The following is a 24395-nucleotide window of genomic DNA, read 5'->3' on the forward strand; positions in this document are numbered from 1 at the left end:
GAAATTCAGTGAAGCAACCTATTTTTTCCTCTTATATGTCATTATTATTAAAACTTTTTCCCAACTCATACTTAAACCCAAATATGTATTATTTTGTTATTATCTTATTACACAAAAGAAAAAATGTGATTATCCAATTGAAAGAAGGTGCTTCAAAAAATAAGAATTACAAAATATTTTTCTAAGGGTTGGTAATATGAAGAAAAAAGCTTTTTCACTAGTTGTAATACTCCTGATCATAGTTTTTCTTGTATTTATATACGAAAAAAATTACTCAGTAGAGAGCAAATCTAAGGTAGATCATTCTTTAGAACAAGAAAGTGCCATAAATGATTTATCAAACTACAAAAAAATTGTAGGTTCTATTCAAAATGAGTTTGCTATTGATGGTTATACTGAAATTTTAGGTGATCGTGGGGACATAGTTGTAGTACCTGATAGTATTACTGGAAAAGACGAAAGTATTGGGCAATATGGTTTTTATCAAAGAAGTAAAAAGTTTGTATACAAAAACCCAGATAATGCCGTTGTAATTATCTTAAGTATTAGTGCTGATGAAAATCGAGGAAATAATGTCTGGGAACATAGTATCAATTACACTGAAGACTTATTTAATCCAGCGACCGGTCCTCTAAGTGAAAGTTATAATGAAGTTTTCCCTTCAACTGAAGTTGCTCAATATAGTTTCGCTGGAGATGGTTTTTCCATTTCAGTACTTGGTATATCAGATAATTTAAATGGTGAAGAAGTTTTCACTATAAGTGAGATTGCTAAATTTATTGATCAAATAAGTAAGTATTTAAAATAAAAAGGAGCGTTATTAAATGAAATTACCTATTAAATTTTTGTCTTTATTACTAGCTTTAACTTTTTTTACAACAAATGATGCAGCAAATGCTGAATCTAATGTCGATCCTCATTCTATTTCTATAAATGGTGAACTAATTCAAGGTGATGATAATATTCCTGTTACTAAAGAAGACAATTCAATAATCCAGCCATTATCTACAATTACTTACCCAGCTGATGGTTATGTTGCAAATTCAGCGAAATTTACTAATAGGGGCTATGTAAATATGCATAAGCATTTTCACAATACTTCAGTAACCTTACCAACTGGAACCGCTTATAAATATACTTGGGAACGTACTGTAGAAAAAACATCAACAAAGACTTCTAATTGGAGTGTTGGAGTTAGTGGATCAGGTGGTGTGAAGTTCCTTACAGAAGTAGAAGGTTCGTACAGTTATGGTCGCGCAACATCAAAAACACTTAAAATAACACAGGGTTCTAAATCAGAAACTTCAATAACACAACCTGGTACCTATCAATTAGACTTTTATATGAAAGGTATCTATTGGGAAGTTAACGGTAAATGGAAAGCTTATACTATTGACAAACCTAATGTAGCTACTACAGTTGATAGATATTTAGGTTATATTATTGAACCTACAGATTTCCTACATCTAGAAATCACAAAAAAATAATATAACTGTTCTAATAATAATTTTAATAAAATTAAGTAGCATGTACCCTATAAGAGGACTTTTTCAAGGTGTCCATTTTATAGGGTACTTTTACTCTAGCGTTTTAAAGTTACAAAAGTTCTATAATTTTGATTCTTTTATGTTATTTTGCAAATACGCTCAACTGTAATATAAGGTCAGTCAGAGATTTGACCGATTATTGTATAGCTTGGTGAACGGCAATGTTGAATTTTTAAATACGTATTAAAAAGGACCAAACATAATTATAAAATATGTTTGGTCATTAAATCCCTTTAACTATTTTCTATTTTAGTATTTGATAAACAGATTTCCTACAGCATGCATTTTCTATTATAATTCCTGTCTTAACGCCTGCATAACTTCAATTTTAGTTGCTTTACGTGCGGGGCGTAAACCTGAAATCATTGCCACGCCGATACTGATTGCTGCAGCAATCACTACAAGCTGCCAAGGAATTGCTGAAAATTGAACATTGTTGAATCCATCTTCGCCTGTTGCTGCCTTTAAAATGAGTGGTAATAGCGCATTCGATGCAAAGCTTATAACATACGAAATTGCAATAGCAAGAACTGTTCCAATAACTCCGATAAAAGTGCTTTCCATTAAAAACAGTCGTTGGATCAGTTTCGGGCTAGCACCAATCGCTTTTAATACACCGATTTCACGCGTACGTTCTGTCACCGCCATTGTCATCGTGTTGAAGATACCGATGGATGCGATCAGTACTGCAATTGTCCCAACGAAAACAAGCCCTGCTTTCAATACTAGGAAAAAGACATTTAACTCATCAAGCTGTTCGGTAACGGAATACACACCGTAGCCTTTTTCACGTAACTCTTCTAAAATCGGCTTTACATATTCCAGGCTTTCCGCATAAATATCGAAACGCTCAGAAAACAGTTGAAAATCGCTTGCTCCCTCTTCTGTAACTACCTGGTTATAAGTATTTTCAACCACTTCCCGTTGCTCGTCCATCATATAAATTCTGTTCTCTACTGCCCATTCATAAGCCGGCTCTGGCATAACACCGACAATCGTATACGTCATACGCTCCGATAATACATCCGGCTGTTCATGCGTACCTAAAGCAATCTCAATTTCCTTGCCGATAAGCGATTCCTTATAGCCCTCTTCTTCACCGTCATAATAAGTACCTTCTGCCTCTGCTGCTTTTGATTTTTCTTCAATTAATTTGCGGTCCGCTTCATTCAATAATGTTTGACCGAAATGATAGCCGACAATAATTTCCTTTTCATTTTCAGGGTATTTTCCTTCCGATAATGGTTTCGCAATCGATGCGTAATCAGTAAAGTCCACTAAACGCAATGATGTAAATGTATCACGGTCTCCCATATAGCCTTCTACATTAGCATCCACACTAGTTGTTTTTAACACCGTCTGCACATTTTCCACCGCTTGGATATCCGCTACTTCCTCTGCTGTAAACAGCGCTTGACTACCGAGCACTTCTATTTGTGTCACAGTCTCACTTGATAAAATTTCATCTTCTATTGAATCCTGCAATCCAAAACCAATCGAAGCAAGCACGATTAAAAACGCACACCCCATTGTTGCGGCCAGTACTGTCATAAATACACGCAGCTTATTTTTCTTAATATGCTGCATTACGAAATTCACCTGATCTTTAAATAGCATTGTGTTCACCTTCTTTCACCAATTGACCATCATGCATACGAAAACGCTTGTCCGCAATCATCGCTACTTCCTCATCGTGCGTAATAATAATAAATGTCAGATCCAATTCACGGTTCAGCTGCTGGATAAGCATTAAAATATCCTGCTCTGTCTCTGAATCGAGACTTCCTGTTGGTTCATCCGCCAACAAAATCGGTGCATTCGTCACAAGGGCACGCGCAATACTAACCCGCTGTTGTTGCCCGCCCGATAATTCATTCGGATAATGGTCCGTCACTTCAGTTAACCCGACTTTTTTCATGATTACTTCGACCCGTTTTTTCCGTTCTGAAACGTTCATCCCTTGCAGCTTTAACGGTAATTCAATATTTTCGAATGCAGTCAAACTAGGCATCAGCTGAAAGTTTTGAAAAATAAAGCCGAAGTTTTCTAAACGGAATTTTGCACTCTGAACTTCATTAAATGCGGCAATTTCCTGGGCGTTTACTACAATCGAACCGTGTTCCGGCTTCATAAAACCCGCCAAAATCTGAAGCAGTGTCGATTTACCCGATCCGCTTTTCCCGACAACTGCGACGATTTCCCCCTTTTTTACATCAAATGATACATCTCTCAGTACCGGAACCTGTCTTTCCTTTCCGCGTTTACCGATGGAAAATGTATGTTGTAAGTTCGTTACTTTAATCATCATCGTTCACTCCTTTTCTCTTAACTTTAGTGTAAAGGGCAAATCTTAATATTTAGAAAGGCTAAATATGAAGAAATTCTTAAGAAAAACTAAATATCCCCCATAACTTTTTTCAGAACATGAAAAACCACAAGCACAATACTATCTGAGCTTGTGGTTTAGTCTATATTAGAAACCTACCATCTGTTGCTTTTCAAAAGTTTTCCCGTTGAAACTCATCACTTTGGAACGAGATACTGTAAACAGCTCATCATTAATATAAAGAAGACGCTGTACAACATTATATGAATCTTCGTACTGTTCACCAGGACGCGCCTTTTCGATCATGTCCGCTGCAAGCTCGATTCCTTTAGGTGTTACTTTGTAAATATGAGCACCTGTTCCTTCATATTTCAGCTGGTCTTCCTCATCTGTTGGCGAGTAAATCGTAACTGGGAAGCCATAATAGTTTTGACGCGAATCTCTGAATAATGCTTTATGGTCATACTGTACAGGTGAATAAGTACCGCGACCTCCTATTACAACCGCCTGCTGTTCTTTCGGGTTATTGAAATCCGTCACATCAAACAGGCTCAATTTCATTCCTTTTGTATAGACAACAGGCTCTTTTGAACCTTCCTCCATCTTCACTTCCGTATCATAGCCAATACCTAATAAGTGATTTTCGCCAATTGGATGCAAGTAATTACTGAAGCCAGGAATTTTCAGCTCCCCTAACACTTTCGGTGCTGTCGGATTTTTCGTATCAATGACAAAGAGAGGGTCTGTTTCTTTAAATGTCACTAAATACGCTTTGTCTCCCATAAAACGAGCGGAGTAAATGCGTTCCCCTTTCGCCAGATCATTGACCGCCCCAACTTGTTTTAAGTTGTCATCCAAAATGAAGAGATGGTTTTTCGAATTGGCCGTTGTTCCCCATGCATTGCCTTCTGTAGTAGCGATACGGACATGCCCGTCGTGTTCATCCATTGAAAATTGATTTAATACAGAACCAGGCACTTTTCCTTGCGCTGTCATTTTTACCGTTGTTTTATCAACAGAAATTTTATATATTGTCGTTTCATTGTTTTGATTTACCGGCATTGTATCAGATACCGTGTCGTCAAGAGAGGTACGCTCCATTACAGGCCAGTAACCATAATGATTCATCGATGCAATATAGATTGCGTTTTCTGACATGTATAGTTGCCCGCTGTTACCTAGGAAGCTCTCTGTTTTCCATGCGTTCGACTTTACATTGCTCACATCGATTGCTGATACGATTAAATAATTTGGTTCATTGCTTTCAGGCAGCATACGAATTTTATCGACCGGAATAACGGTTTCCTTCTCCCCGTCGTACGTAGATGGACGGAGCTCTACATCCGGTGTTTCCTGCAGCAGCCAGTAGTTCGGCATACGACTTGATACAACGTACAAATAGTTGCCTGCTTTACGGATATTCATAATATCCCCATCATGCCCCACTTCACGTAAGAGAGTAGGATTTTTTGCATCTTTTATATCGTAAAAGGCAATTTTTGTTACCGATTTCCCGTCATAATGCGGCTCTCTTTGTGTTTCCACATACTGTGTATATCCGACAATTAATGTTTGATCATGCAGCATTAAATGCGATGGATAAATGTCTTTGCCTACCTTTAAACGTTTTACTACCTGCATAGTTTTTGCATTAACAATGACTACTTTATTGTCTACAATCGTATATATTGATTTGCCGTCCGTAATCGTACTGTCACCTTCTTCAATGCCTTCAACCTGGTTGTTGGTAGTAGAATAACTCTGTACGCCACTGCTAGAATCTTTGTTTTCCATCGACATTGCCGATTCCTCTTTTACCATATCATTTGAGCGACTCGATACCGCATTTTCTTGCGCTATAAATGCCCTAAAGTAATCTTTTAAATCTTCCGTTGAAGCAAGTTTTTCCACTTTCCTTACAACTTCAATTGCAACCGACTGTTCCTGCTGGGATTTTGCTTTCTTGGCGTACGCTGTCTGCTTAATGTGAAGTGTGTATTTCCCTACGCTAAGCCCATCCACAGATAGTGCAGTCCCGGCATTATCAACCGAAAATTGCACTTTAGCATTTTTACTGTTTTCATCGACTACCACAATGGAACCATCCGTTAAACTTTTTTCCGTAATCGGCTGCTTTACCGTAATGGAATACGTTTCCCCTTCGAATAAAATACCCGTTGCCTGCACTTCCGTATTTTTAGCGAACATAAAATAACCTAGCGCAAAAATCGCGACAAGTGAAGCGGCAAGGCCGATTCCGAAAATTTTGCCATTTTTCATGTAAACCCCTACCTTTCCATACTTTGTAATTAATTAGACTCAGGAAAAATATAAAAGTTACAGAATTTTTGAATTTTTTAACAAATACTTTTTTATGGGTACCTCATAATTTTTATTCCTGACCGTTCACATTACCGTAATATTCATCACTTGCTTTTTACTTTACAGTTAAATCATTAATATTATAGAATACTAAAAGTTAAGTACTTTAATTAGAGTACTTGAATTAAAGTTTGTATAAGAGAGGAAACAATACGTGAAATTTAAACAGTTTTTAAAATCAAAAGGAGCAATTGCTTCTATTTTTATGGGAATCTTCTATGCGGTAGCTATGCTAGGAATCTTTCTGCCTGGATATACAGCAATACCCGGTAATATGGATGACTTAAAAATTGCCATTGTAAATGACGACAAAGGCGAAGCTGGCAGTCAGATTGCCGGGCAGTTAGGCGAAAGTTTACCATTTAAGACAATCGAAACAGATTTAACAAATAAACAGGCTCTGAAAGATTTAGAGCACAATGAACTTGCATTAGTTATTCATATCCCTGAAAACTTCTCGGCGGATGCAGAGAGCGGTAAAGGAACTAAAATTGATTTCACAGTAAACGAAGCCTCATCTACAATGGTTTCATCTTCTATGTCATCAGTAGTCACTCAAATTAATAACGAATTAAGTGCAAACTTCTCACAGCAAACAGCTCAAGGTATTTTAATGAATTTCAACCTTCCTGAAGATCAGGCAGCTGAAATGGCTGCGCAAATCGAAAACAGCTACACTGGAAACTATGTCATTATGAATGATGTGCCTACGGGAATGCATAACAGTATGCTGCCAATGTTTCTAACAATGGCTTGTTATGTAGGTGCGATGATTGCAGGGATGCAGTTAGTCGGTTCGTTTAAAGCGAATCGTGGTAAAGCGAGCAAAACAAGATTATTTATGTATGTACAATTGACTGCATTAATAATTGCGGTACTTTCAACTATCGCATCTTTAACTGTTGCTTTTTCAATTGCAGAAGTCGACATGGCAGTATTGTTGCCTGTAGCTGGTCAGCAGATTTTATTGTATATGGCTGCATTTAATGTATGTGCGATTCCAATCTTTATCCTTGGTGAAGGCGGTATGATTCTTAACATTCCGATTCTGCTAATGCAGACATTGGCGAACGGTGCGACAATTCCACGTGATATGATGTACGCACCATATGAATGGTTTAGCTATATTACGCCGATGTACCATTCTGTTCAATCGTATTTAGCGATTATGTTCGGTTCAGTCAGCCCTGCCCCGTACCTATGGGGGTTAGCTGCAGTAGGTGTCGGAGCAATGCTTATCAATGTTCTGATTGTTTGTATTTTCCATAAGCCACTGCCAGTTGATGCACCGGCTGAACAACCAGCTTCTTTGAAAAAAGCGGATGAAGTTATCGCATAACTTTGTTAAACTAAGGAAAAATACAACTCGTGCCATAAATAGCACGAGTTGTATTTATATAAGCGGAAATTAACATGTATAGAGTATAGGAGAATACTATGTCCATCCAAATTTATATATTGAGCAAGTTAGCGAAAGAAAGCAGTTATCCATATAAACTAAAAAAAGAGCTGTCAGAACCGATCCCTTTTGATAAATTGGCGAACCTGACGGAAAGCAAGCTCTATTATCATTTTGAGTCTTTGACAAAACAAGGACTTATCGAGCCAACAGAGATTATTAAAGAAGAAAACCGACCCGATAAGCAAGTTTTCGCCATTACAGAACAGGGTCTTGGATTGCTTCCAAACAAAATTTATCAGCTTTTTGAAAAAGCCGATTCCCTATCAGAAACAATTGTAGGTTTGATGAATCTGGACTTTGTGGATCGTGCAAAAATCATTATGATTCTTGAAGAAAAATTAAGAAAGCTTGAAAAGAAAAGAGATCATATTAAAAGCTTGAATATGCAGGTAAAGCTGGAAGGTCCTAAAAAAGAAGGTGGAGATTTTTTGTTTGGCTATTTTATAAGTCGTATAGATAATGAAGGTGAATGGATTTCTTCACTAATCGAAAAAATACGGAATCAATTGATTTAAAAAAGCTTCGCATTCGGATGAATTGGATCATCGAAATGCGAGGCTTTTTTATATATTGCTATTAAAAGCGCATCAATTTTTAAAGAAAAGTTTTAAAATAGGTGTTGTAATTTCTTCAAATGACAATGAATTCTTACCTCGCCTGTTATACCATTTACGAACGGTTTCAACCACCCCACTCGGTACGGATTTCCCGTCAATTAAATGATAGTATTGCTCATAACCCTTTTTTAAATGTTCCCATCGAAAATCATTACCGGACATCGTATATTCGGAAACATCGATTATTTTAGCTCTGCCGTTTTGCAGCAGTATATTTTTCAAATGAATATCACGCGGGTTCAGCCCCTTACTGCGCGCATATTCTCTTGCTTCTTCAACATCCTGTATTACCTGTTCCGGAATATGGATGCCTTCAAGAATGCAGTCAAAGAGCGTTTTCCCTTCCTCGTAACTTAATACGAGACAATTGCCGCTCGAACCATAGCATGTTGAAAAGAAAGGTGAATTGCCTAACTTCCTGTAAACATCTTCTTCCAACATTACTTTCGCTGCTTTATCTTCCGCATATAGTTTTAATGCATACACCGGGGCATTTTCGGACTGAAAAACTGCTGCATCGGTCCCGATTCCTACACATCTCATATCTTCTGCTTCACCAATTATTGTTACTGGCTCATTATTCGGGTTGGATAAAACATTTATTTTTGAAAGGGAAACCATTACTTTTTCGAAGTCCTTTACCATATCATCTCTCCCTTCATCAGCGTTAAAAAAACTACATGATCCATTTACTTTTAAAGGGATTCCTATATCACCCATAATAAGATTTGTTTTTATATTAACTATATGACTATTAAATGAGTTTAACATTAAAACCGCTAGTTCATGTAATCTACCGCTTTGTCCATTATGTAAAAAGCCCTTCACATCATTATGTGAAGGACCTTACCTATTTATTAACTAAGGCTTAATTATTTTTTGGAATTATTCCACAGGGGAAAGTTCACTTTCTGTTACCCATTTATGATGCGTTACTTCTTCACCTGTTTCTGTATCTTTATAGCTCACCATATATACGGTCGTTTGCTCAGCCGAATCGATTGTAGCTGCCGCGCCTTCCATCCCGTCCATGTGATCCGCATTTAATACGACCTCTTCACCGGAAGTGAATGGTTCTTCTCCGGCATCTTCAATTTCTTCATGGATGACCCATTTATGATCTTCAACTGGCTCATCACCAGTTGTCGGGTTATAAGTAACCATATAGACAGTTGTATCAAAGGCGCCGGTAATCGTTGCTGTTGCCCCGTCCATACCTCCCATATGATCTGCGTTTATCACCGCTTCACCACCAACAGGATATGTAGGGTTTTTCGCATCAGCCAGTCCTTCTGGTACTTCACCTGAACTTGAATGGTCCATTTGGGCGTGATCCATTTGTGAATGGTCCATTTCTTCCTTAGATTTTGACTCTTCTTCATTTCCGCCGCAAGCCGCTAAAACAAACGCTGTACATAAAACAAGCGAACCTCTTACTAGACTCTTTCTTTTCATCGCTGCATTTCTCCCTTTTCTTCAATTTGTTCCCTAACTCATTATACCCCTGCACGGTATTTTCATAACCTTACATTTTTTTAAGGATCGATTTATATTAGTTTACTTGACAAAGTAAGAGGGAAATCAGAGTGAACAAACTGTAATGAGGAGGAATAGTTTATGTCACATGAACAACATCAACAATTGCTGCAAACTTTACATGAATGTATGGCAGCATGTAACCACTGTTTTGACGCCTGCTTAAAAGAGGATCACGTTCAGATGATGACGGAATGTATCCGTTTGGACAGAGAATGCGCTGATATTTGCAGCTACTTGGAACAGGCGATTACTAGAGGTACACCTTTTATTTCCGAGCTGGCTGCCGTTTGTGCAAAAATTTGTGAAGCATGCGGAAATGAATGCAAAAAGCATGATCATGACCACTGCCAAAAATGTGCGGAAGCGTGCTTTAAATGTGCAGAAGCATGTAAAAAAGTGGCCTAAACTTAAGAAAAGTTGCTCCAGGTTCATTTACCTAAGGGGCAACTTTTATCTGTTTAAATATTTATTTCAGTTGAGCACTTTTCACAAATAAATTTGCATTCCAGATTTAAATAAGCTTTGATTTCCGTAAACCCCTTTCGCTTCGGGTAACGCATTTGAACCAATACTTTTTCATCGTCTTTAATTTCATTATTACATTTCATACATTTTGGAATTATTAGGGCCATTCTATTCCCTCCCACTATTTTATACTTCAGCTACACTAATACTACCTTTGTACAAAAAATCCTGCCCTTTACTTTTTCCGAACAGGAAGCCAAATTTCACTGTAAGCATAACCTTTTTTATTTTCATCCATTTTAGTAAACGAAAAAGTTGGTGCTTGGATAATTTCGTAATCCGAAGTGGGTAGCCATTCCGAGTATGTTTTAGCCATTGTTTCTTGTAACCTGGAAGGGAACGGTCCTTCATTTGGAAATACTGCCCACGTACATGCTTCAACTCGCACTTTGTCTAATTGGTCACTAACTTCAGCTTCAGTGGTTAAGACACCGATCAAATGAGTTAACTCCCCTTCTTCTTTCAGGAAATTCGCATCAGCATGATAGGATGCATTCACAATTTCAAAAGGCTCTATATTTTGTAGTGCACGCATTTCTTTTCTTTGTTCTTCTGTTATGCTTTGGGCCAGCTTTACGATTTCCTGATTGACACCTTCAAACTGCATAGGCACACGTTTACTTACCCCTGCTAAATTAAACGCTTGTTTATCTTCAATTCTCCATTCCATCGAAACTCCTCCTTTTACTGTAATAACGAATGTGAGTTTAGGAAATGACTTGCTTATTTTCTTTTTGATGACATCCGAAGGTAAGCAATTACACCATTTTCTAAATGCTCTAGTAAAACCGTCGACTGACTGGTAACCGTATTTAAACGCAACATCTGTTACCTTTTCTCCATTTATTAAATCCTTATTCGCTTCTGATAGTTTTCTGTTTTTTACATACTCATTTAATGTCATCCCTGAAAGGTGAAAAAATACTGTTCTAAAGTGGTAGTCGGAAACCCCGGCATAGTGCGCAATGCTTTCAAGAGACAAGTCCTCGGTTAAATGTTCTTCAATATATTCAATCACCTGATTTAATTCTTTTAACAACATATCCCTCCTTCATGGGTACATATTAGCAAAGCAATTATAAGAATACTCGATATTTTCATCTGAAAAAAATCGTATTAAATGTACTTCTTATGGCACTCGTTGTTTATTAGAGGAATAAAAAGGGTATTCACACTTATTAGTAAGATACTTAGCAAAATAGATTGTAGAAATACATGAGAGGAGTTGATACGTAATATGCGGTTGGAAAAAAAGCTAATATTGATTTTCAGTTTTATCGCGGCCTGCTTCTTATCTGCTTGTGCGGAGAAGGAAAAGCTTGCCGACGGATCTGAACTGATACATAAAGATCAGTTTGTTTTTGCTGCATCTGGCGAGTTTAAACCATTTAGTTATGTAAATAATGAGGACCTTACGATGTCAGGCTTTGATATCGAAGTTGGCGAAGCGATCGCAAAAGAACTCGGTCTTGAACCGGTTCAAAAGCGGATCAAGTTTAAAGGTATTGTAGAAGGAGTCAAGACTGGCCGTGCAGATGTAGCTGTTGCCAGCCACACGATTAATCCACAGCGAAGCAAACATGTTGCTTTCTCTACCCCCTATTATTATTCTGGACCGCAAATTTTCACCCGACCAGAAAGTGAAATTAAAACTGTTGATGATTTAGCCGGAAAGGAAGTCGCTGTAGCTAAAGGGTCAACCTATGCTGATACAGCCTCCCGGTATACAGATAATGTTAAAACCTATGACAGTGACATCACTGCTTTGCAGGCGTTAAACAGCGGTCGTCATGATGCGGTAATCACCGATTTTGTAACCGGAAAAAATGCTGCAAAAGAAGGGTTTAAAGTTGAAGGGCAGCAGTTAATCGAACGCAGTGAACAAGCGATTGTACTGCCTCAAGATAACCCCAACCTGTTAAAGCGAGTTAACGAGGCGCTGGAAAAACTCCGGGAAGATGGAACACTATCTCGGATTAGCATGAAGTATTTTGGTGAGGACATTACAAAAAAACCTGAATAATTCAATCCTCTAAAAAAGAAAGGAAGTAGGTACAGTGCCAAGTTTTTCACATTTTCTAGAAGTATTAGTAGATACAAAAGATATTTTCCTTAAAGCTATGCTCTTAACATTGGAGCTGACGGTAGTATCCATTCTGATAGGTATCGTAATCGGGCTTTTCTTTGCGTTAATGAAAATTTCTAAAATAAAAGTATTAGAGCTCATTTCAGATATATATGTCTTTTTAGTCCGCGGAACACCGCTAATTGTTCAAATCTTTATCCTCTATTTCGGACTAAGCGGAATTTTCCTTCTTCCCGATTTCTGGGCTGCTTCACTTGCTTTGGCTCTACATAACGGCGCATACATTTCTGAAATTCTTCGAGGTACTATCCAAGGTGTCGATAAAGGTCAGATGGAGGCAGGACGCTCTTTAGGGATGACCAAAGTTCTGACATTAAGAAGAATTATTCTTCCGCAGGCATTCCGCCGTGCGCTCCCGCCATTGGGTAACCAATTTATCATCGGTTTGAAAGATTCTTCGTTGGCCGCATTTATCTCGATGAATGAACTCTTTAATGTAGCGACAACGCTAGGATCTAATAACTTTGACGAAATGACTTATTTACTCATTGTAGCGATCTACTACTTAGTGTTGGTGGCATTATTGACATTAGTAGTAAACCGTTTCGAAAAGCGATTAGCAATTAGTGACAGGTAGGAGGCGTAAGCAATGGAAGCAAAAGAAATGATTAAAATTAATCAACTAAATAAGTCATTTGGAGACTTACATGTATTAAAAAATATCGATATGACCGTTTTCGAAAGCGATGTTGTTTGTTTAATAGGATCGAGTGGCTCAGGAAAAAGTACTCTCCTTCGATGTCTGAACTTTTTAGAAAGAAAAGATAGTGGCAGTATAACCATAGGGGGCAAAGAAGTCGACCCTAAAAATGATAACCTTAACAACATAAGGGAAAAGGTAGGAATGGTATTTCAACATTTTAACCTATTCCCCCACAAAACTGTCTTGGAAAATATTATAGAAGCTCCGGTAATGGTTAAGGGCATTGACAAAAAGGAGGCAATCTCCAAAGCAAAACATCTGCTGGAAAAAGTCGGCTTGGAAGATAAGGCCGATGTCTACCCTAATAAACTATCCGGCGGGCAAAAACAACGGGTAGCAATCGCTAGAGCGCTTGCAATGGAACCGGAAATCATGCTTTTTGATGAACCGACATCAGCACTTGATCCAGAGCTTGTCGGTGAGGTTTTAACAACGATGAAAGAATTGGCTCAAGAAGGAATGACAATGGTTGTTGTTACCCATGAAATGGGCTTCGCTAGAGAAGTGGCTGACTGGATCGTGTATATGCATGATGGGGAAATTATCGAGCGCGGTGACCCCGATCAATTTTTCAACCATCCGAAAGAAGAGCGAACAAAAGAATTTCTGAAAACGACAATGCTGAAATAATTAACGAGGGTCCTGTCTAATAGTAGGCAGGACCCTCATTTTTATTATCGTGTATGATTACACCGGATAAACGGTCTTATGATCAGCCAAGATGATACATTTACTATCATTTTCTGAGAAACGCACATCCCCTTCAGATGAATAGAACCATGTTTTTTGATTCTGGTTATCTTCTTCTACATAAAAAATATTGAGTTCATCTCGGAATTTCAATAACGTATTGACGGTTTCTTTATTCGTTTTAAAAGAAATTTCCCAACTGTTTTCAACTAGTTTAATTTCATATTCTGTAGTTTCGCAGAATAGTCTGCTGCCGACAGTATGACGTACATATAGCATCTATCCTTCACCTCCAGGCAGATCGATTAAAAGGATAAATGCATCCTTTTTGGCATGTATTGTTAACGAATGAAGGTCGGTGATTCGTGCGTCATCACGTCTTTGCAGTGTAACATCCCCATTTAGAGAAACTTCTCCTTCAATGACAAATACATAAATTTTACGTCCTTCTTCTTGCTGGAATTGAATTTCTTTTTTCGCGTCTAATTTTGAAAGATATAGCGTAACGTCCTGATGGATCATCGCTACATTTCCTCCAGCATTCTGGGATACGACCGGTAATAACTCATTTCTTAACTTGTCAGGATCAAACGTAATATCCTCATATGATGGTGTTAACTGCTTCTGATTTGGAAGAATCCATAATTGTAAAAAGTGAGTATCCTCAGCTTCTGCTGGATTCACCTCCGAATGAAGTACACCCGTACCAGCTGTCATTCTTTGCACATTGCCGTACTGAAGGGTACCGACATTCCCTAAATTATCTTCATGTTTTAACTGCCCTTTTAATACAATCGATACAATTTCTGCATCCCTGTGCGGATGAATGCCAAACCCCTTGTTCGGTTTAACGATATCATCATTTAAGACACGCAATGGACCAAATTGGATATTTTCTTCATCATAATACGGACCAAATGAAAAACTAAAGTGGGTTTCTTGCCATTCATTCTTTGCTGTAAATCGCTTAGTAGAAGGATTATGTAAAATCACTCTAAATCACCTTTCCATCATTGAAATAATTTATCTTGAATTCAAGATAAATTATACAGTAAATAAAAGGAATTTGCTATATATTTGAATCGGTTAAATTAATACAAAAAAAGAGATTGGGGCAGAAGTAGAAATAGCATTGGTTAGAAGAAACCACTTATTAAGAAACGGATATTTCAGAAAATGGATTGTAATGGAGGGCGAGAGTTCGTGCTGACAGTTTCACCCTTCGCATTGTTAAAACACTAACTGACAGCTAACGACCGCGGAAAGCGTCCCGGAATGGAATCAAATTTTATCGCTCAGCAAAAAAATGCTATTTTTCCCTTAGAGAAAAATAGCATTTTTGGGTTATGTCCCATCCTCTTTTACTTAACTTTTCATTCTCCATTTTTATTAATTTCCCGTTCATTTATCGGCTGAACAGGACGGTGGTTGTCCGGGAAAATTTGCTGGAATGCTTTTATTTGTGCTTTTGACATTTCAATCGGCTGCTCAAAAACAATCCACTGTACCTCTTCTGTACAAGGAGGTGTCGTTAATGAACCAGCGTATTGGTAAGTTGTTTCATTTTCTGGTAATAAAGCTTGTAAGTCAATTTCATGTTTTTCGGAATTACCTTTTGCCGTTTTATCTGTCGGTAATTCATTCCACATCGATGAAAGCATTTTGTTTTCAATTCCTTCTTGAATCATTAACCCAATAACAGCCAGCTTTCCATTTTCGTCACTATGTACTAGATGAAGTTCCATATCATAGTTTTGGCCGTTAAACTGGTGCTCGCTTGGTGTATGGAAATGAAATTGTAAAAGCTTGTATTCATTACTTTCAATGGTAATGTGGTTACTTTCTGTTATGGCATTCGCCTGTATCGTATGACCGTTATTTTCAAGTGTAAACGGTGTTGGTTCATAGTGAATCTCACTCTTACCTTTTGATTTTCCATCTGCTTTTACCTCGGGAAATTCAACATTAATCGGCGATTGTTCGCTTCCATTTACACATGTTAAATTACTGGGATCAAGTTCTCCCCAGTGTTCAGGTCCGGTCGATTCCTCATAAGACCATTCACTCTGATTAGCACTTGTTGTAATTACTTCTTTTTCCTTTTCTTTTTCTTCACTTTTTTGTTCCGCGCATGCAGCAAGCATCAAACTTGAGAACATCGCTAAAAATAAGTATCCAAGTTTATTCATCTTCTGTAGCTCCTCTTATCTCTAGAATAATAAAATTATTCCATATATAATTATTATATCCAAATAAATATACTGAAATATTAAAATTCGGTTAATATAACCTACTCCTCTATCCATATATAGAATCATAATCTACACTTCTTTTAGTCATTTATACTTCATTTAGCATTCGCTCTTTCAGCTTATTTATAACTTGGAATGTAAATTTGCGGCATAAAATAAAAAGAGCAAGCTCAGTGTTCTAAGCTCACCCTTTTCACTCTATAAATGCTTAAAAACTTTCTTTGTTAGCTCGACTTTTCATTGTATCAATAGAAATCAAAGGCCTCTCTTCCAATTTGTTTACCCGGTCCTGTGCCGGATGGGCAAACCAAACTACACCACATAAAACGACCGCACCCAGCACTCCCTTACTATTCTTCCAGCTAACCATTCCTATCACTCTCCAATAAACCTAAAGCAACTGCCTTAACTCTTCCGTCATTTCCTCCACTAATTCCGGTCTTCCATGAAACTGGGCAGGAGTATTTTGAAAGAGCTCCACCTGCCAGCCGTTATTCTTTTTCACAGCTACCAGTGTTTGATGGGCGTTTACGGCAGGCTCAATATCTGACTTTCCAGGAGGTATCATTCCCGCAATCGCATATACAATTGCTGCATCTTTTCCAAGCGACCGTATCTCTTTTACTTTCGTTATAAAAGGAGCGGTTGGATGATTTTCAAAAATAGGCGTAAGATGCGCTAATATTTCTTCTTTGCCAATTAGCTTACTTCCATCAAATCCAATTTGTACTCCCTGTTCTGCAAATTGATCAGACATCCCTTGAGCATCACGTCTATTCCAGGCATCAATCAGTTTATTGTAAAGGTTTTGAACTTCAGTATTCATATTAATTCCCCCTTGGATTTTACCTACAAAGCTACACATTTAAAACCATCCGCACTGTTTTTAACGTATGGCCCTCAAAAAGATCATCGAACTCTTTCAACACTTGAAAGCCTTTTGCGTCATAAAAGCTCTTGCCAATTTTATTGTCCTTTTCGACATTTATATAAATCTCCTTTACGCCTTCCAGTTCATTAATTCCTTTTTGCAATAAAGCTGAGCCAACCCCTTTTCCCTGGTATTCAGGATAAAGATAAATAGCCCCTAATTCAGCTTTCCCTTCATCATTAACAGGAGAGAAGTTCGCGAACCCTATAACATTGCTATCGATTTCAGCTACAAAAAGAAAAGAACGTTCCAATCGTTGTTTCATTCTTTCATCATTGTAGGCCGTCTTTAGAAACTTTTCTTGGATTTCCAAAGGAATGATTCCCTTATATGTAGCATTCCAAGTTTTTTTTGCCACATCCTGAACATGTGGAATGTCTTCAGCATGCATTTTACGAATTAGTGCCATTTTAATCTCTCCCCTTCTAATTTCATTGGTTATATAAGTTAATACTAACATGTATTACCAAAATCAACGAAACCTTAATTTATTCTCCTACTTCTTCAATTTTACAGACACTTATTGCTACATATTCGCAAAAGGTATGTAAAAAGTTTATTCGCCAATTTTAGAAAGATATTCGCCAAGTCCCATCCAAATCAACCGAATCACCAGTCCCCCGCTTTCAAAGCAAAAAAGCGAAAGGTCAATACAACCTTTCGCCTCATTAAATTATTCAAAAGGCCAGCTTGGCAGCATACAGCGTAACTTCTTATCTGCACGTTTCCCAAGCACATAATCTGCCTGCATCATTGTATGAATTTCGCGTGTCCCTTCATAAATGACCGGTGCCTTGGAATTACGTAAATAACGGGCTACTGGATATTCATCGGAATAGCCGTATGCCCCGTGGACTTGAACCGCATCATCCGCAGCTTTATTCGCAAAGTCGCACGCCTGCCATTTGGCGAGCGATGTTTCCCTAGTGTTGCGCACGCCTTTATTTTTCAGTTCTCCTGCGCGATACACTAGCAATCGACTCATTTCGTAGCCGGCTTCCATTTTTGCGAGCATTTGACCCACTAGTTGATGCTCACCAATCGGTTTGCCGAAAGTTTCGCGTTCCTTGCAGTACTTTACGCTCGCTTCGATACATGCCTGTATTAAGCCGACCGCTCCTGCAGCAACAGTAAAACGGCCGTTATCAAGTGCAGACATTGCAATTTTAAACCCTTCTCCCTCTTCACCGAGCAAGTTTTCTGCCGGAATTTTGACATCCTCAAAGAACAGTTCACCTGTATTGCCTGCACGAATACCGTATTTGCCTTTAATCGCCTTCGAGCTAAATCCAGCCCATTCACGCTCTACGATAAATGCCGAAATACCGTGATGCGCTTTTTCCTTATCTGTATAAGCAAACACAAGGAAATGGTCTGCGATATCACATAAGGAGATCCAAGTTTTTTGGCCGTTCAAAATATAATAATCTCCATCACGCTTCGCAAATGAACTCATCGCTGCAACATCCGATCCGGCACCAGGTTCTGTCAGTCCGAATGCTCCGATTTTCTCGCCCTTTGCCTGGGGCAGCAAATACTTTTGCTTCTGCTCTTCTGTACCCCATTGCATGAGCGTCATACTATTTAAGCCAGTATGGACGGAAACGGCCGTACGAAATGCCGTATCCCCGCGCTCCAGCTCTTCACAGACAATCGCAAGTGAATTATAGTCCATTCCTGCTCCGCCGTATTTCTCCGGTACACAAACCCCCATTAAACCCAGTTCGGCAAGTCGCTTCCATAAATTTGGATCAAAACCGCCGCCCGCATCCCAATCGGCAATATAAGGGATAATTTCTGTATCAACAAATTGTCTTACTGTTTTTCGTAAAAGTTGCTGTTCTTCCGTAAGTTCGAAGTTCATAGGCTCACTCCTACCACTTTACAATCATTGATGAACGGTGTGATGTTTCTTTAATATCAACACCTCGCTTCGCCATTTCCTGAATAAACTCACGACCCGGCACAACAGTTTCCGGTGCAAACACACCACGCTCCACAATCAGGCCCTTGCCAATCATTTGGGCCACGATTGAAATCGTATTTGCTGTCGCACGCGCCATGGCCGTCACGTTTTGCTCGATATCTTTTCTTACGACCATTTCATATTCATACGTAATTTGCTCTTCCGATTTTTCACCTGAAATAATTGCACGTAATAGTACTGCATCGACATTATTGCCGATATCCAGTTTTTTCTGTAATACTTCCCTTGTTACTTCCCGGACATTTACTTCACGACCGCCTGCTTCAACTGTATTGTTTTTATCAAGGAAGCCTAATTCAGCTAGCAACTTAAATTGCTCCGCATGACCTTTATAGCGGATTGTTTTGTATTCGAGTGTTTTCACATGAGGGAATGTTTTATATAAAGTTGAAATTCCGCCTGATGTATAGAATGCCTCTAATACTCCGAACTCGTCAAAGTAGATCGGCTCCAGTCCAGTTAAAGATTCGACCTCTGTAAGCACACCTTTTTGGATCATTTTTGAAGGCTCTGTATAGTGATCGAATACTCCATCCAGCGAGAACACACGAATATAATGCAGTGGAGGCTGTGGCGTCGTTGGGATTCCACCTACGTAAAGTTTGATTGAATCTACGGAATCATACTTTGTGGCCCCGTAACCCGTCAGAATATTAATCATCCCCGGTGCTACACCTAAATCCGGAATAATCGTCACACCTCTATCGACTGCCTGACCGTGCAGTTCGAAAATAGATTCTGTAATCCCGCCAATGTGGCCTCCTAAATCTACTGAATGCACCCCTGCATCAATTGCCGCTTTTACGACACGTTCATTGAACTTATAGAACAGTGCATTCACTACTACATCACCGCGGCTGATGACATCACGCAATGCTTTGTCATCTTCTGCATCAAGCTGTAAAACTTCCACCTTATCTGTATTCAATGTATTAACGAATTCCTTTGCAGGACCTGTTGAAACATCGGCTAAATATATCTTTTCCACATCTTCACTACGGACTAAATCGCGCGCTACTTCTTTCCCCATCAACCCTGCACCTAACACTACTACTTTCATGTAAACATCCCCTTTTTTATTAAGTCAATTACGCATCAGCGTGATTGCGTCCAGATTTTTGAGATGTGATGATTCGTAGACGAATCATCAAGCGTTATTATCGATTTGGGCACGTTGCAACTTGCCGCTGTAGTCTATATAAATACTCTTCCATTCTGTATAAACATCAAGAGCTGCCTGACCTGAATCGCGGTGACCATTTCCTGTACCTTTCGTCCCGCCAAACGGCAAGTGGATTTCCGCGCCTGTTGTTCCTGCATTTACATAAACAATTCCTGTATCAAGCAACTGCTGTGCTTTGAAGATTTTGTTGACATCTTGCGAGAAAATCGAACTTGATAAGCCAAACTTTACACCGTTGTTCACTTCAATTGCCTCTTCCAAACTGCTGACTTCAATAATACTAATGACAGGACCGAAAATTTCCTCTTGTGCAAGAATGCTTGATGCTTCCACATCGGTAAAAATTGTCGGGGCATAATAATAGCCTTTTGCCAATTCGCCTTCAGATAAAATTTCTCCGCCAATCAGCAGGTTGGCACCTTGCTGCTTACCGATCTGTACATAATGGTTGATTTTTTCAAGCGCAGCCTTATTAATGACAGGACCTACTTTAACTGAAGGATCCAACCCGTCCCCAATTGTCAGCTGCTTTGTTGCCTCCACAAGGCGATTTTCCAACTCCTGTTTTACATTTTTATGCACGATTACACGGCTACATGCTGTACAGCGCTGCCCAGCCGTACCAAAAGCACTCCATAAAATACCTTCAAGCGCTAAATCCAAATTAGCATCATCCATTACAATGACCGCATTTTTCCCGCCCATTTCAAGCGAAACTTTCTTCAGATGTTTTCCGCCAAGCTCGGCTACTTTGCTTCCTGTCGTTGTTGACCCCGTAAAGGAAATCACACGGATGTCCGGATGCTCGACGATCGCTGTTCCCACTGTAGGACCTGAACCGAATACAACGTTGACCACACCAGGCGGCAAGCCGACCTCTTCAAATATTTTTGCAAGCTCGTAAGCCATAAAAGGTGTTTCGTTAGAAGGCTTCCATATAACCGTATTACCGGCAACGAGTGCAGGGAAAGACTTCCATGTTGCAATTGCAATCGGGAAATTCCATGGCGTAATGAGTCCTGCCACCCCAATCGGAGCGCGCACACTCATCGCAAACTTATTCGGCAATTCCGACGGGACCGTTTCTCCAAATAAACGTCTACCTTCCGCTGCCATATAAAGTGCCATGTCGATTCCTTCTTGTACTTCTCCGCGCGCTTCTTCAATGACCTTGCCCATTTCCTTCGTTAATATTTGCGCAAGATGTTCTTTCTTTTCTTTCAGCTTAAATGCAATTTCATATAAATAATCTGCTCGTTTTGGCGCAGGGACAAGCGCCCATTCTTTTTGAGCCGCTTTCGCTTTTTGAGCAGCGAGTTCGACTTGGAATTTTGTCGAAAGTGGTATCGTTCCTAACTGTTCACCATTTGCAGGATTGATCACAGGCATCGTTTGCAATGAATCGTCTTCTATCCATTCTCCACCAATAAAATTTAACAGCTTCATTTCTCCACCTCACAAATTCTCATTTACCTTTTAATTATTCGACATTCTCTACTTTATTCCCTTTTTTTCTCAAAAAGAATAACAGATACATATTATTCGATGACAAATATTATTTTCATCCTTTTGAAACTTTTGGAATTTTCAAGCGTATCTATTATTGTAAATATTAAATTGGATTGTAAGGAGACATAAAAATGAAAAATCATGAAATCGACTACGTCTTACACGGCGATGATATGCAGTTTGTAGAAGTGGAGCTTGACCCGCAGGAGACGGTTGTGGCTGAAGCCGGAAGTTTAATGATGATGGAAGATCAAATCCATATGGAAACCGTATTCGGTGATGGCTCGGCAAATCAGGGCTCCGGATTGATGGGGAAATTACTTGGCGCAGGAAAACGTTTAATCACAGGCGAAAGCTTATTCATGACAACGTTCACTAACAATGGCATGGGCAAACGTAAAGTATATTTCGCTTCTCCATATCCAGGTAAAATCATTCCGATGAATTTAAGCGAATTGGACGGTAAAATCATCTGTCAAAAAGACGCATTTCTAGCTGCGGCGAAAGGTGTATCGGTTGGAGTAGAATTCCAGAAAAAATTAGGTACAGGATTCTTCGGTGGTGAAGGGTTCATTATGCAGAAGCTTGAAGGAGACGGTATGGCCTTTGTGCATGCAGGTGGAACAATTTACGAACGCAAACTTCAGCCAGGCGAAACATTGCGCATTGATACTGGATGTTTAGTCGCGATGACCCAAGATGTAAATTACGATATCGAAATGGTAAGCGGCATTAAAACGGCTTTATTCGGCGGAGAAGGTTTATTCTTTGCAACGCTTTCAGGTCCTGGTACAGTGTGGGTACAATCATTGCCATTCAGCCGTCTGGCAAGCCGTGTGTTTGCTGCAGCACCAATTTCTCAAGGTGGTGGCGGTAAAGACGCAGGTGAAGGCGGCATCGGCGGATTATTTGATCTGTTCAATAAATAAGCTCAAAAAAGGAGCTGTCCCGAATATTACTTCCGGACAGCTCTTTTTCCTTGTTATACAGCTAAAACGATAATTAAGATTAGTGCCAGCACAATTCGGTAAATCGCAAATGGCGTTAATTTCACTTTTGAAATCAGCTTCAGGAAGAATTTAATCGAAATAAGTGCAAATACAAATGCGCTCACAAAGCCGACTACATAAAACCAAAAGTGATCGGCGTTAATTTGATCCCAGTTCTTAACAAGTGACAATCCGCTTGCCCCCGCCATAATCGGCACGGCCATAATGAACGTAAAGTCCGCAGCTGTTTTATGATCCAAGCCAAGCAGCACTCCGCCTGAAATCGTTGAGCCTGAACGTGAAAACCCTGGCCAAAGCGATAGACATTGGATAAGCCCTATTTTCAATGCTTTACTGTACGAAATATCATCCAATGACGTAATTGCCGGTTTTCTCGGACCAAACTTATCGGCAATAATCATAAAGATCGCTCCGATAATTAATCCTATAATTACGGTTTTGATACTGAATAAATTTTCATCGATAAAATCTTCAAACAGCACTCCAAAAATACCTGCTGGAATAATACCGACAATCACATGTCCTAAATTAAAACGCGTCTTTTTCTGACCTTCTATTTTATATAATCCAACTAAACTTAGTAATCGTTTCCACATAACGAAAACGACCGCCAGTATCGATCCAAGCTGAATTACAATTTTAAATGTATTTGCCGAGCCGGATCCTAGAAATTCCTTCGTTTGCAGCCACATATCATCAACAATAATCATATGTCCTGTTGAGGATACAGGCGCAAATTCGGTCATCCCTTCGACAAATCCCAAAATCAAAGCTTTTAAAAGCTCAATCCATTCCATTTTTCCGTTCCCCTTTTTACAATCTTATTCGCTAAATTTTACATCTATAACCCATAATTCGGAGCGACTGCCAATACGTGTCGGAGGCCCCCAAAAACCGAAGCCGCTCGAAACAAGCGCATGTAACTGCTCTTTTTCAAGAAGACCGTAGTCCAACTCAAAAACTCTTTCTGTTATGAGATGGTTTGGCCACATTTGACCGCGATGCGTATGCCCGGAAACATGAAAATCCACACCTAAACGGGCTGGCTCATCCAAATCCAACGGTGTATGGTTCATGACAAACCAAGGTAAGTTTTCATTTTCAGGCTGCATCTCTTTTAAAGCTAAGCGGTTCACATTCGTCGCATCTTCCCGCCCTGTTAAATAAAAACGATTCGCCACTAAAATTGTTTCATCCATTAAAATTTTAACGTTCGCCTCAGCCATTTCCTTTTTAAATTCAGGAATCTCATTGCCGTAATATTCATGGTTCCCCAGTACTCCGTATACACCATATGTCGCCTTTAGATTTTTCATCACTTCGCCCATATCTTTTTCGACAAAGCGCTTTGGACTATCATCGACAATATCACCCGGAAGAAGCACTAAATCAGGACTCTGTTCATTTGAAAGCGCAACAAACTTATCCAAATGCCCTTTCCCTGACAACAAACCTAGGTGGAAATCCGATGCCATAACAATACGCATATCGTCTCCAGGCTTATCGATGTTTATCGTGGCATTTCGAACTACCGGTGAATAAGCAAAATATGTACCTGCAATTAATAAAACGATCAGTAAACTGAC

Annotated in this window: 26 protein-coding genes; 9 read left to right on the plus strand and 17 right to left on the minus strand. The window is 39.1% G+C overall.

Features of this window, described 5'->3' with window-relative positions; all coding sequences use genetic code 11:
• Positions 1–196: 196 nt before the first annotated feature.
• Complete coding sequence (locus ABS917_RS05845; RefSeq protein ID WP_350478120.1) at positions 197–808, plus strand: hypothetical protein; 612 nt, start codon at positions 197–199, stop codon at positions 806–808.
• Between the two features lie 16 nt (positions 809–824).
• Positions 825–1487 carry a hypothetical protein gene (locus ABS917_RS05850; protein ID WP_350478121.1) on the plus strand — a complete coding sequence of 221 codons (663 nt, stop codon included), beginning with the start codon at positions 825–827 and terminating at the stop codon, positions 1485–1487.
• Positions 1488–1838: 351 nt separating this feature from the next.
• Here the strand turns inward: ABS917_RS05850 and ABS917_RS05855 are convergent, their stop codons facing one another.
• The 3 genes from ABS917_RS05855 to ABS917_RS05865 all read right to left on the minus strand — a co-directional run bounded on the left by ABS917_RS05855 (position 1839) and on the right by ABS917_RS05865 (position 6153).
• The gene (locus tag ABS917_RS05855) at positions 1839–3164 is read right to left on the minus strand and encodes an ABC transporter permease (RefSeq protein WP_350478122.1); all 1326 of its coding nucleotides are present in this window, start codon (positions 3162–3164) and stop codon (positions 1839–1841) included.
• Positions 3154–3852 carry an ABC transporter ATP-binding protein gene (locus ABS917_RS05860; RefSeq protein WP_350478123.1) on the minus strand — a complete coding sequence of 233 codons (699 nt, stop codon included), beginning with the start codon at positions 3850–3852 and terminating at the stop codon, positions 3154–3156. The genes ABS917_RS05855 and ABS917_RS05860 overlap by 11 nt, the downstream gene beginning before the upstream one ends.
• Before the next feature lie 168 nt (positions 3853–4020).
• Positions 4021–6153: a beta-propeller domain-containing protein gene (locus tag ABS917_RS05865; protein WP_350478124.1), complete on the minus strand. Its 2133-nt coding sequence runs from the start codon at positions 6151–6153 to the stop codon at positions 4021–4023.
• Between the two features lie 256 nt (positions 6154–6409).
• Here ABS917_RS05865 and ABS917_RS05870 point away from each other — a divergent pair, with 256 nt between their 5' ends.
• Both ABS917_RS05870 and ABS917_RS05875 read left to right on the plus strand, forming a co-directional pair.
• The gene (locus tag ABS917_RS05870) at positions 6410–7594 is read left to right on the plus strand and encodes a YhgE/Pip domain-containing protein (protein WP_350478125.1); all 1185 of its coding nucleotides are present in this window, start codon (positions 6410–6412) and stop codon (positions 7592–7594) included.
• 98 nt (positions 7595–7692) lie between these two features.
• Positions 7693–8232, plus strand: a complete 540-nt coding sequence (locus ABS917_RS05875) for a PadR family transcriptional regulator (protein ID WP_350478126.1) — start codon at positions 7693–7695, stop codon at positions 8230–8232.
• Between the two features lie 72 nt (positions 8233–8304).
• Here ABS917_RS05875 and ABS917_RS05880 read toward each other — a convergent pair whose 3' ends face one another.
• Together ABS917_RS05880 and ABS917_RS05885 are read right to left on the minus strand one after the other, a co-directional pair.
• Positions 8305–8979 carry a serine/threonine protein kinase gene (locus ABS917_RS05880; RefSeq protein WP_350478127.1) on the minus strand — a complete coding sequence of 225 codons (675 nt, stop codon included), beginning with the start codon at positions 8977–8979 and terminating at the stop codon, positions 8305–8307.
• A 240-nt stretch (positions 8980–9219) separates the two neighbouring features.
• Positions 9220–9789, minus strand: coding sequence for a YdhK family protein (locus tag ABS917_RS05885; RefSeq protein ID WP_350478128.1), 570 nt, complete (start codon positions 9787–9789; stop codon positions 9220–9222).
• 162 nt (positions 9790–9951) lie between these two features.
• Between ABS917_RS05885 and ABS917_RS05890 the strand changes: the two genes are divergently transcribed.
• Entirely contained in the window at positions 9952–10278 is a 327-nt protein-coding gene (locus ABS917_RS05890) for a four-helix bundle copper-binding protein (protein WP_350478129.1), read from the plus strand.
• Between the two features lie 53 nt (positions 10279–10331).
• Here the strand turns inward: ABS917_RS05890 and ABS917_RS05895 are convergent, their stop codons facing one another.
• Both ABS917_RS05895 and ABS917_RS05900 read right to left on the minus strand, forming a co-directional pair.
• Entirely contained in the window at positions 10332–10505 is a 174-nt protein-coding gene (locus ABS917_RS05895) for a Fe3+ hydroxamate ABC transporter substrate-binding protein (protein WP_350478130.1), read from the minus strand.
• Positions 10506–10573: 68 nt separating this feature from the next.
• A complete protein-coding gene (locus tag ABS917_RS05900; protein ID WP_350478131.1) occupies positions 10574–11437 on the minus strand; it encodes an AraC family transcriptional regulator in 864 nt (287 codons plus the stop codon).
• A gap of 198 nt (positions 11438–11635) precedes the next feature.
• On the opposite strand from ABS917_RS05900, the gene ABS917_RS05905 reads away from it, so the two are divergent.
• From ABS917_RS05905 to ABS917_RS05915, 3 genes are read left to right on the plus strand one after another with little or no spacing between them, the layout of a single operon-like run.
• The gene (locus tag ABS917_RS05905; protein ID WP_350478132.1) at positions 11636–12421 is read left to right on the plus strand and encodes a transporter substrate-binding domain-containing protein; all 786 of its coding nucleotides are present in this window, start codon (positions 11636–11638) and stop codon (positions 12419–12421) included.
• Positions 12422–12455: 34 nt separating this feature from the next.
• Positions 12456–13121, plus strand: a complete 666-nt coding sequence (locus ABS917_RS05910) for an amino acid ABC transporter permease (protein ID WP_350478133.1) — start codon at positions 12456–12458, stop codon at positions 13119–13121.
• A gap of 12 nt (positions 13122–13133) precedes the next feature.
• Positions 13134–13877 carry an amino acid ABC transporter ATP-binding protein gene (locus ABS917_RS05915; protein ID WP_350478134.1) on the plus strand — a complete coding sequence of 248 codons (744 nt, stop codon included), beginning with the start codon at positions 13134–13136 and terminating at the stop codon, positions 13875–13877.
• A gap of 57 nt (positions 13878–13934) precedes the next feature.
• Here ABS917_RS05915 and ABS917_RS05920 read toward each other — a convergent pair whose 3' ends face one another.
• From ABS917_RS05920 to ABS917_RS05955, 8 genes are all read right to left on the minus strand, one after another.
• Positions 13935–14216, minus strand: a complete 282-nt coding sequence (locus ABS917_RS05920; RefSeq protein WP_350478135.1) for a hypothetical protein — start codon at positions 14214–14216, stop codon at positions 13935–13937.
• A complete protein-coding gene (locus tag ABS917_RS05925) occupies positions 14217–14930 on the minus strand; it encodes a pirin family protein (RefSeq protein WP_350478136.1) in 714 nt (237 codons plus the stop codon).
• Positions 14931–15310: 380 nt separating this feature from the next.
• A complete protein-coding gene (locus tag ABS917_RS05930; RefSeq protein WP_350478137.1) occupies positions 15311–16126 on the minus strand; it encodes a carbonic anhydrase in 816 nt (271 codons plus the stop codon).
• Between the two features lie 454 nt (positions 16127–16580).
• Positions 16581–17015, minus strand: a complete 435-nt coding sequence (locus ABS917_RS05935) for an SgcJ/EcaC family oxidoreductase (RefSeq protein ID WP_350478138.1) — start codon at positions 17013–17015, stop codon at positions 16581–16583.
• 31 nt (positions 17016–17046) lie between these two features.
• Complete coding sequence (locus ABS917_RS05940; protein ID WP_350478139.1) at positions 17047–17529, minus strand: GNAT family N-acetyltransferase; 483 nt, start codon at positions 17527–17529, stop codon at positions 17047–17049.
• 264 nt (positions 17530–17793) lie between these two features.
• Positions 17794–18984, minus strand: coding sequence for an acyl-CoA dehydrogenase family protein (locus ABS917_RS05945; RefSeq protein WP_350478140.1), 1191 nt, complete (start codon positions 18982–18984; stop codon positions 17794–17796).
• A gap of 10 nt (positions 18985–18994) precedes the next feature.
• A complete protein-coding gene (locus ABS917_RS05950; RefSeq protein WP_350478141.1) occupies positions 18995–20167 on the minus strand; it encodes a saccharopine dehydrogenase family protein in 1173 nt (390 codons plus the stop codon).
• A gap of 87 nt (positions 20168–20254) precedes the next feature.
• On the minus strand, positions 20255–21736 hold the full coding sequence (locus tag ABS917_RS05955; RefSeq protein ID WP_350478142.1) for an aldehyde dehydrogenase family protein: 1482 nt from the start codon (positions 21734–21736) through the stop codon (positions 20255–20257).
• Between the two features lie 194 nt (positions 21737–21930).
• Between ABS917_RS05955 and ABS917_RS05960 the strand changes: the two genes are divergently transcribed.
• Positions 21931–22728, plus strand: coding sequence for a TIGR00266 family protein (locus ABS917_RS05960; RefSeq protein WP_350478143.1), 798 nt, complete (start codon positions 21931–21933; stop codon positions 22726–22728).
• A gap of 53 nt (positions 22729–22781) precedes the next feature.
• On the opposite strand, the gene ABS917_RS05965 is transcribed toward ABS917_RS05960, so the two are convergent.
• Together ABS917_RS05965 and ABS917_RS05970 are read right to left on the minus strand one after the other, a co-directional pair.
• Positions 22782–23606, minus strand: coding sequence for an undecaprenyl-diphosphate phosphatase (locus ABS917_RS05965; RefSeq protein WP_350478144.1), 825 nt, complete (start codon positions 23604–23606; stop codon positions 22782–22784).
• Between the two features lie 24 nt (positions 23607–23630).
• Positions 23631–24395 (minus strand): metallophosphoesterase (locus tag ABS917_RS05970; protein WP_350478145.1); only part of this gene is annotated, 765 nt, incomplete at its 5' end.

The sequence above is a fragment of the Solibacillus sp. genome, assembly GCF_040273735.1.
Taxonomy (GTDB): domain Bacteria; phylum Bacillota; class Bacilli; order Bacillales_A; family Planococcaceae; genus Solibacillus.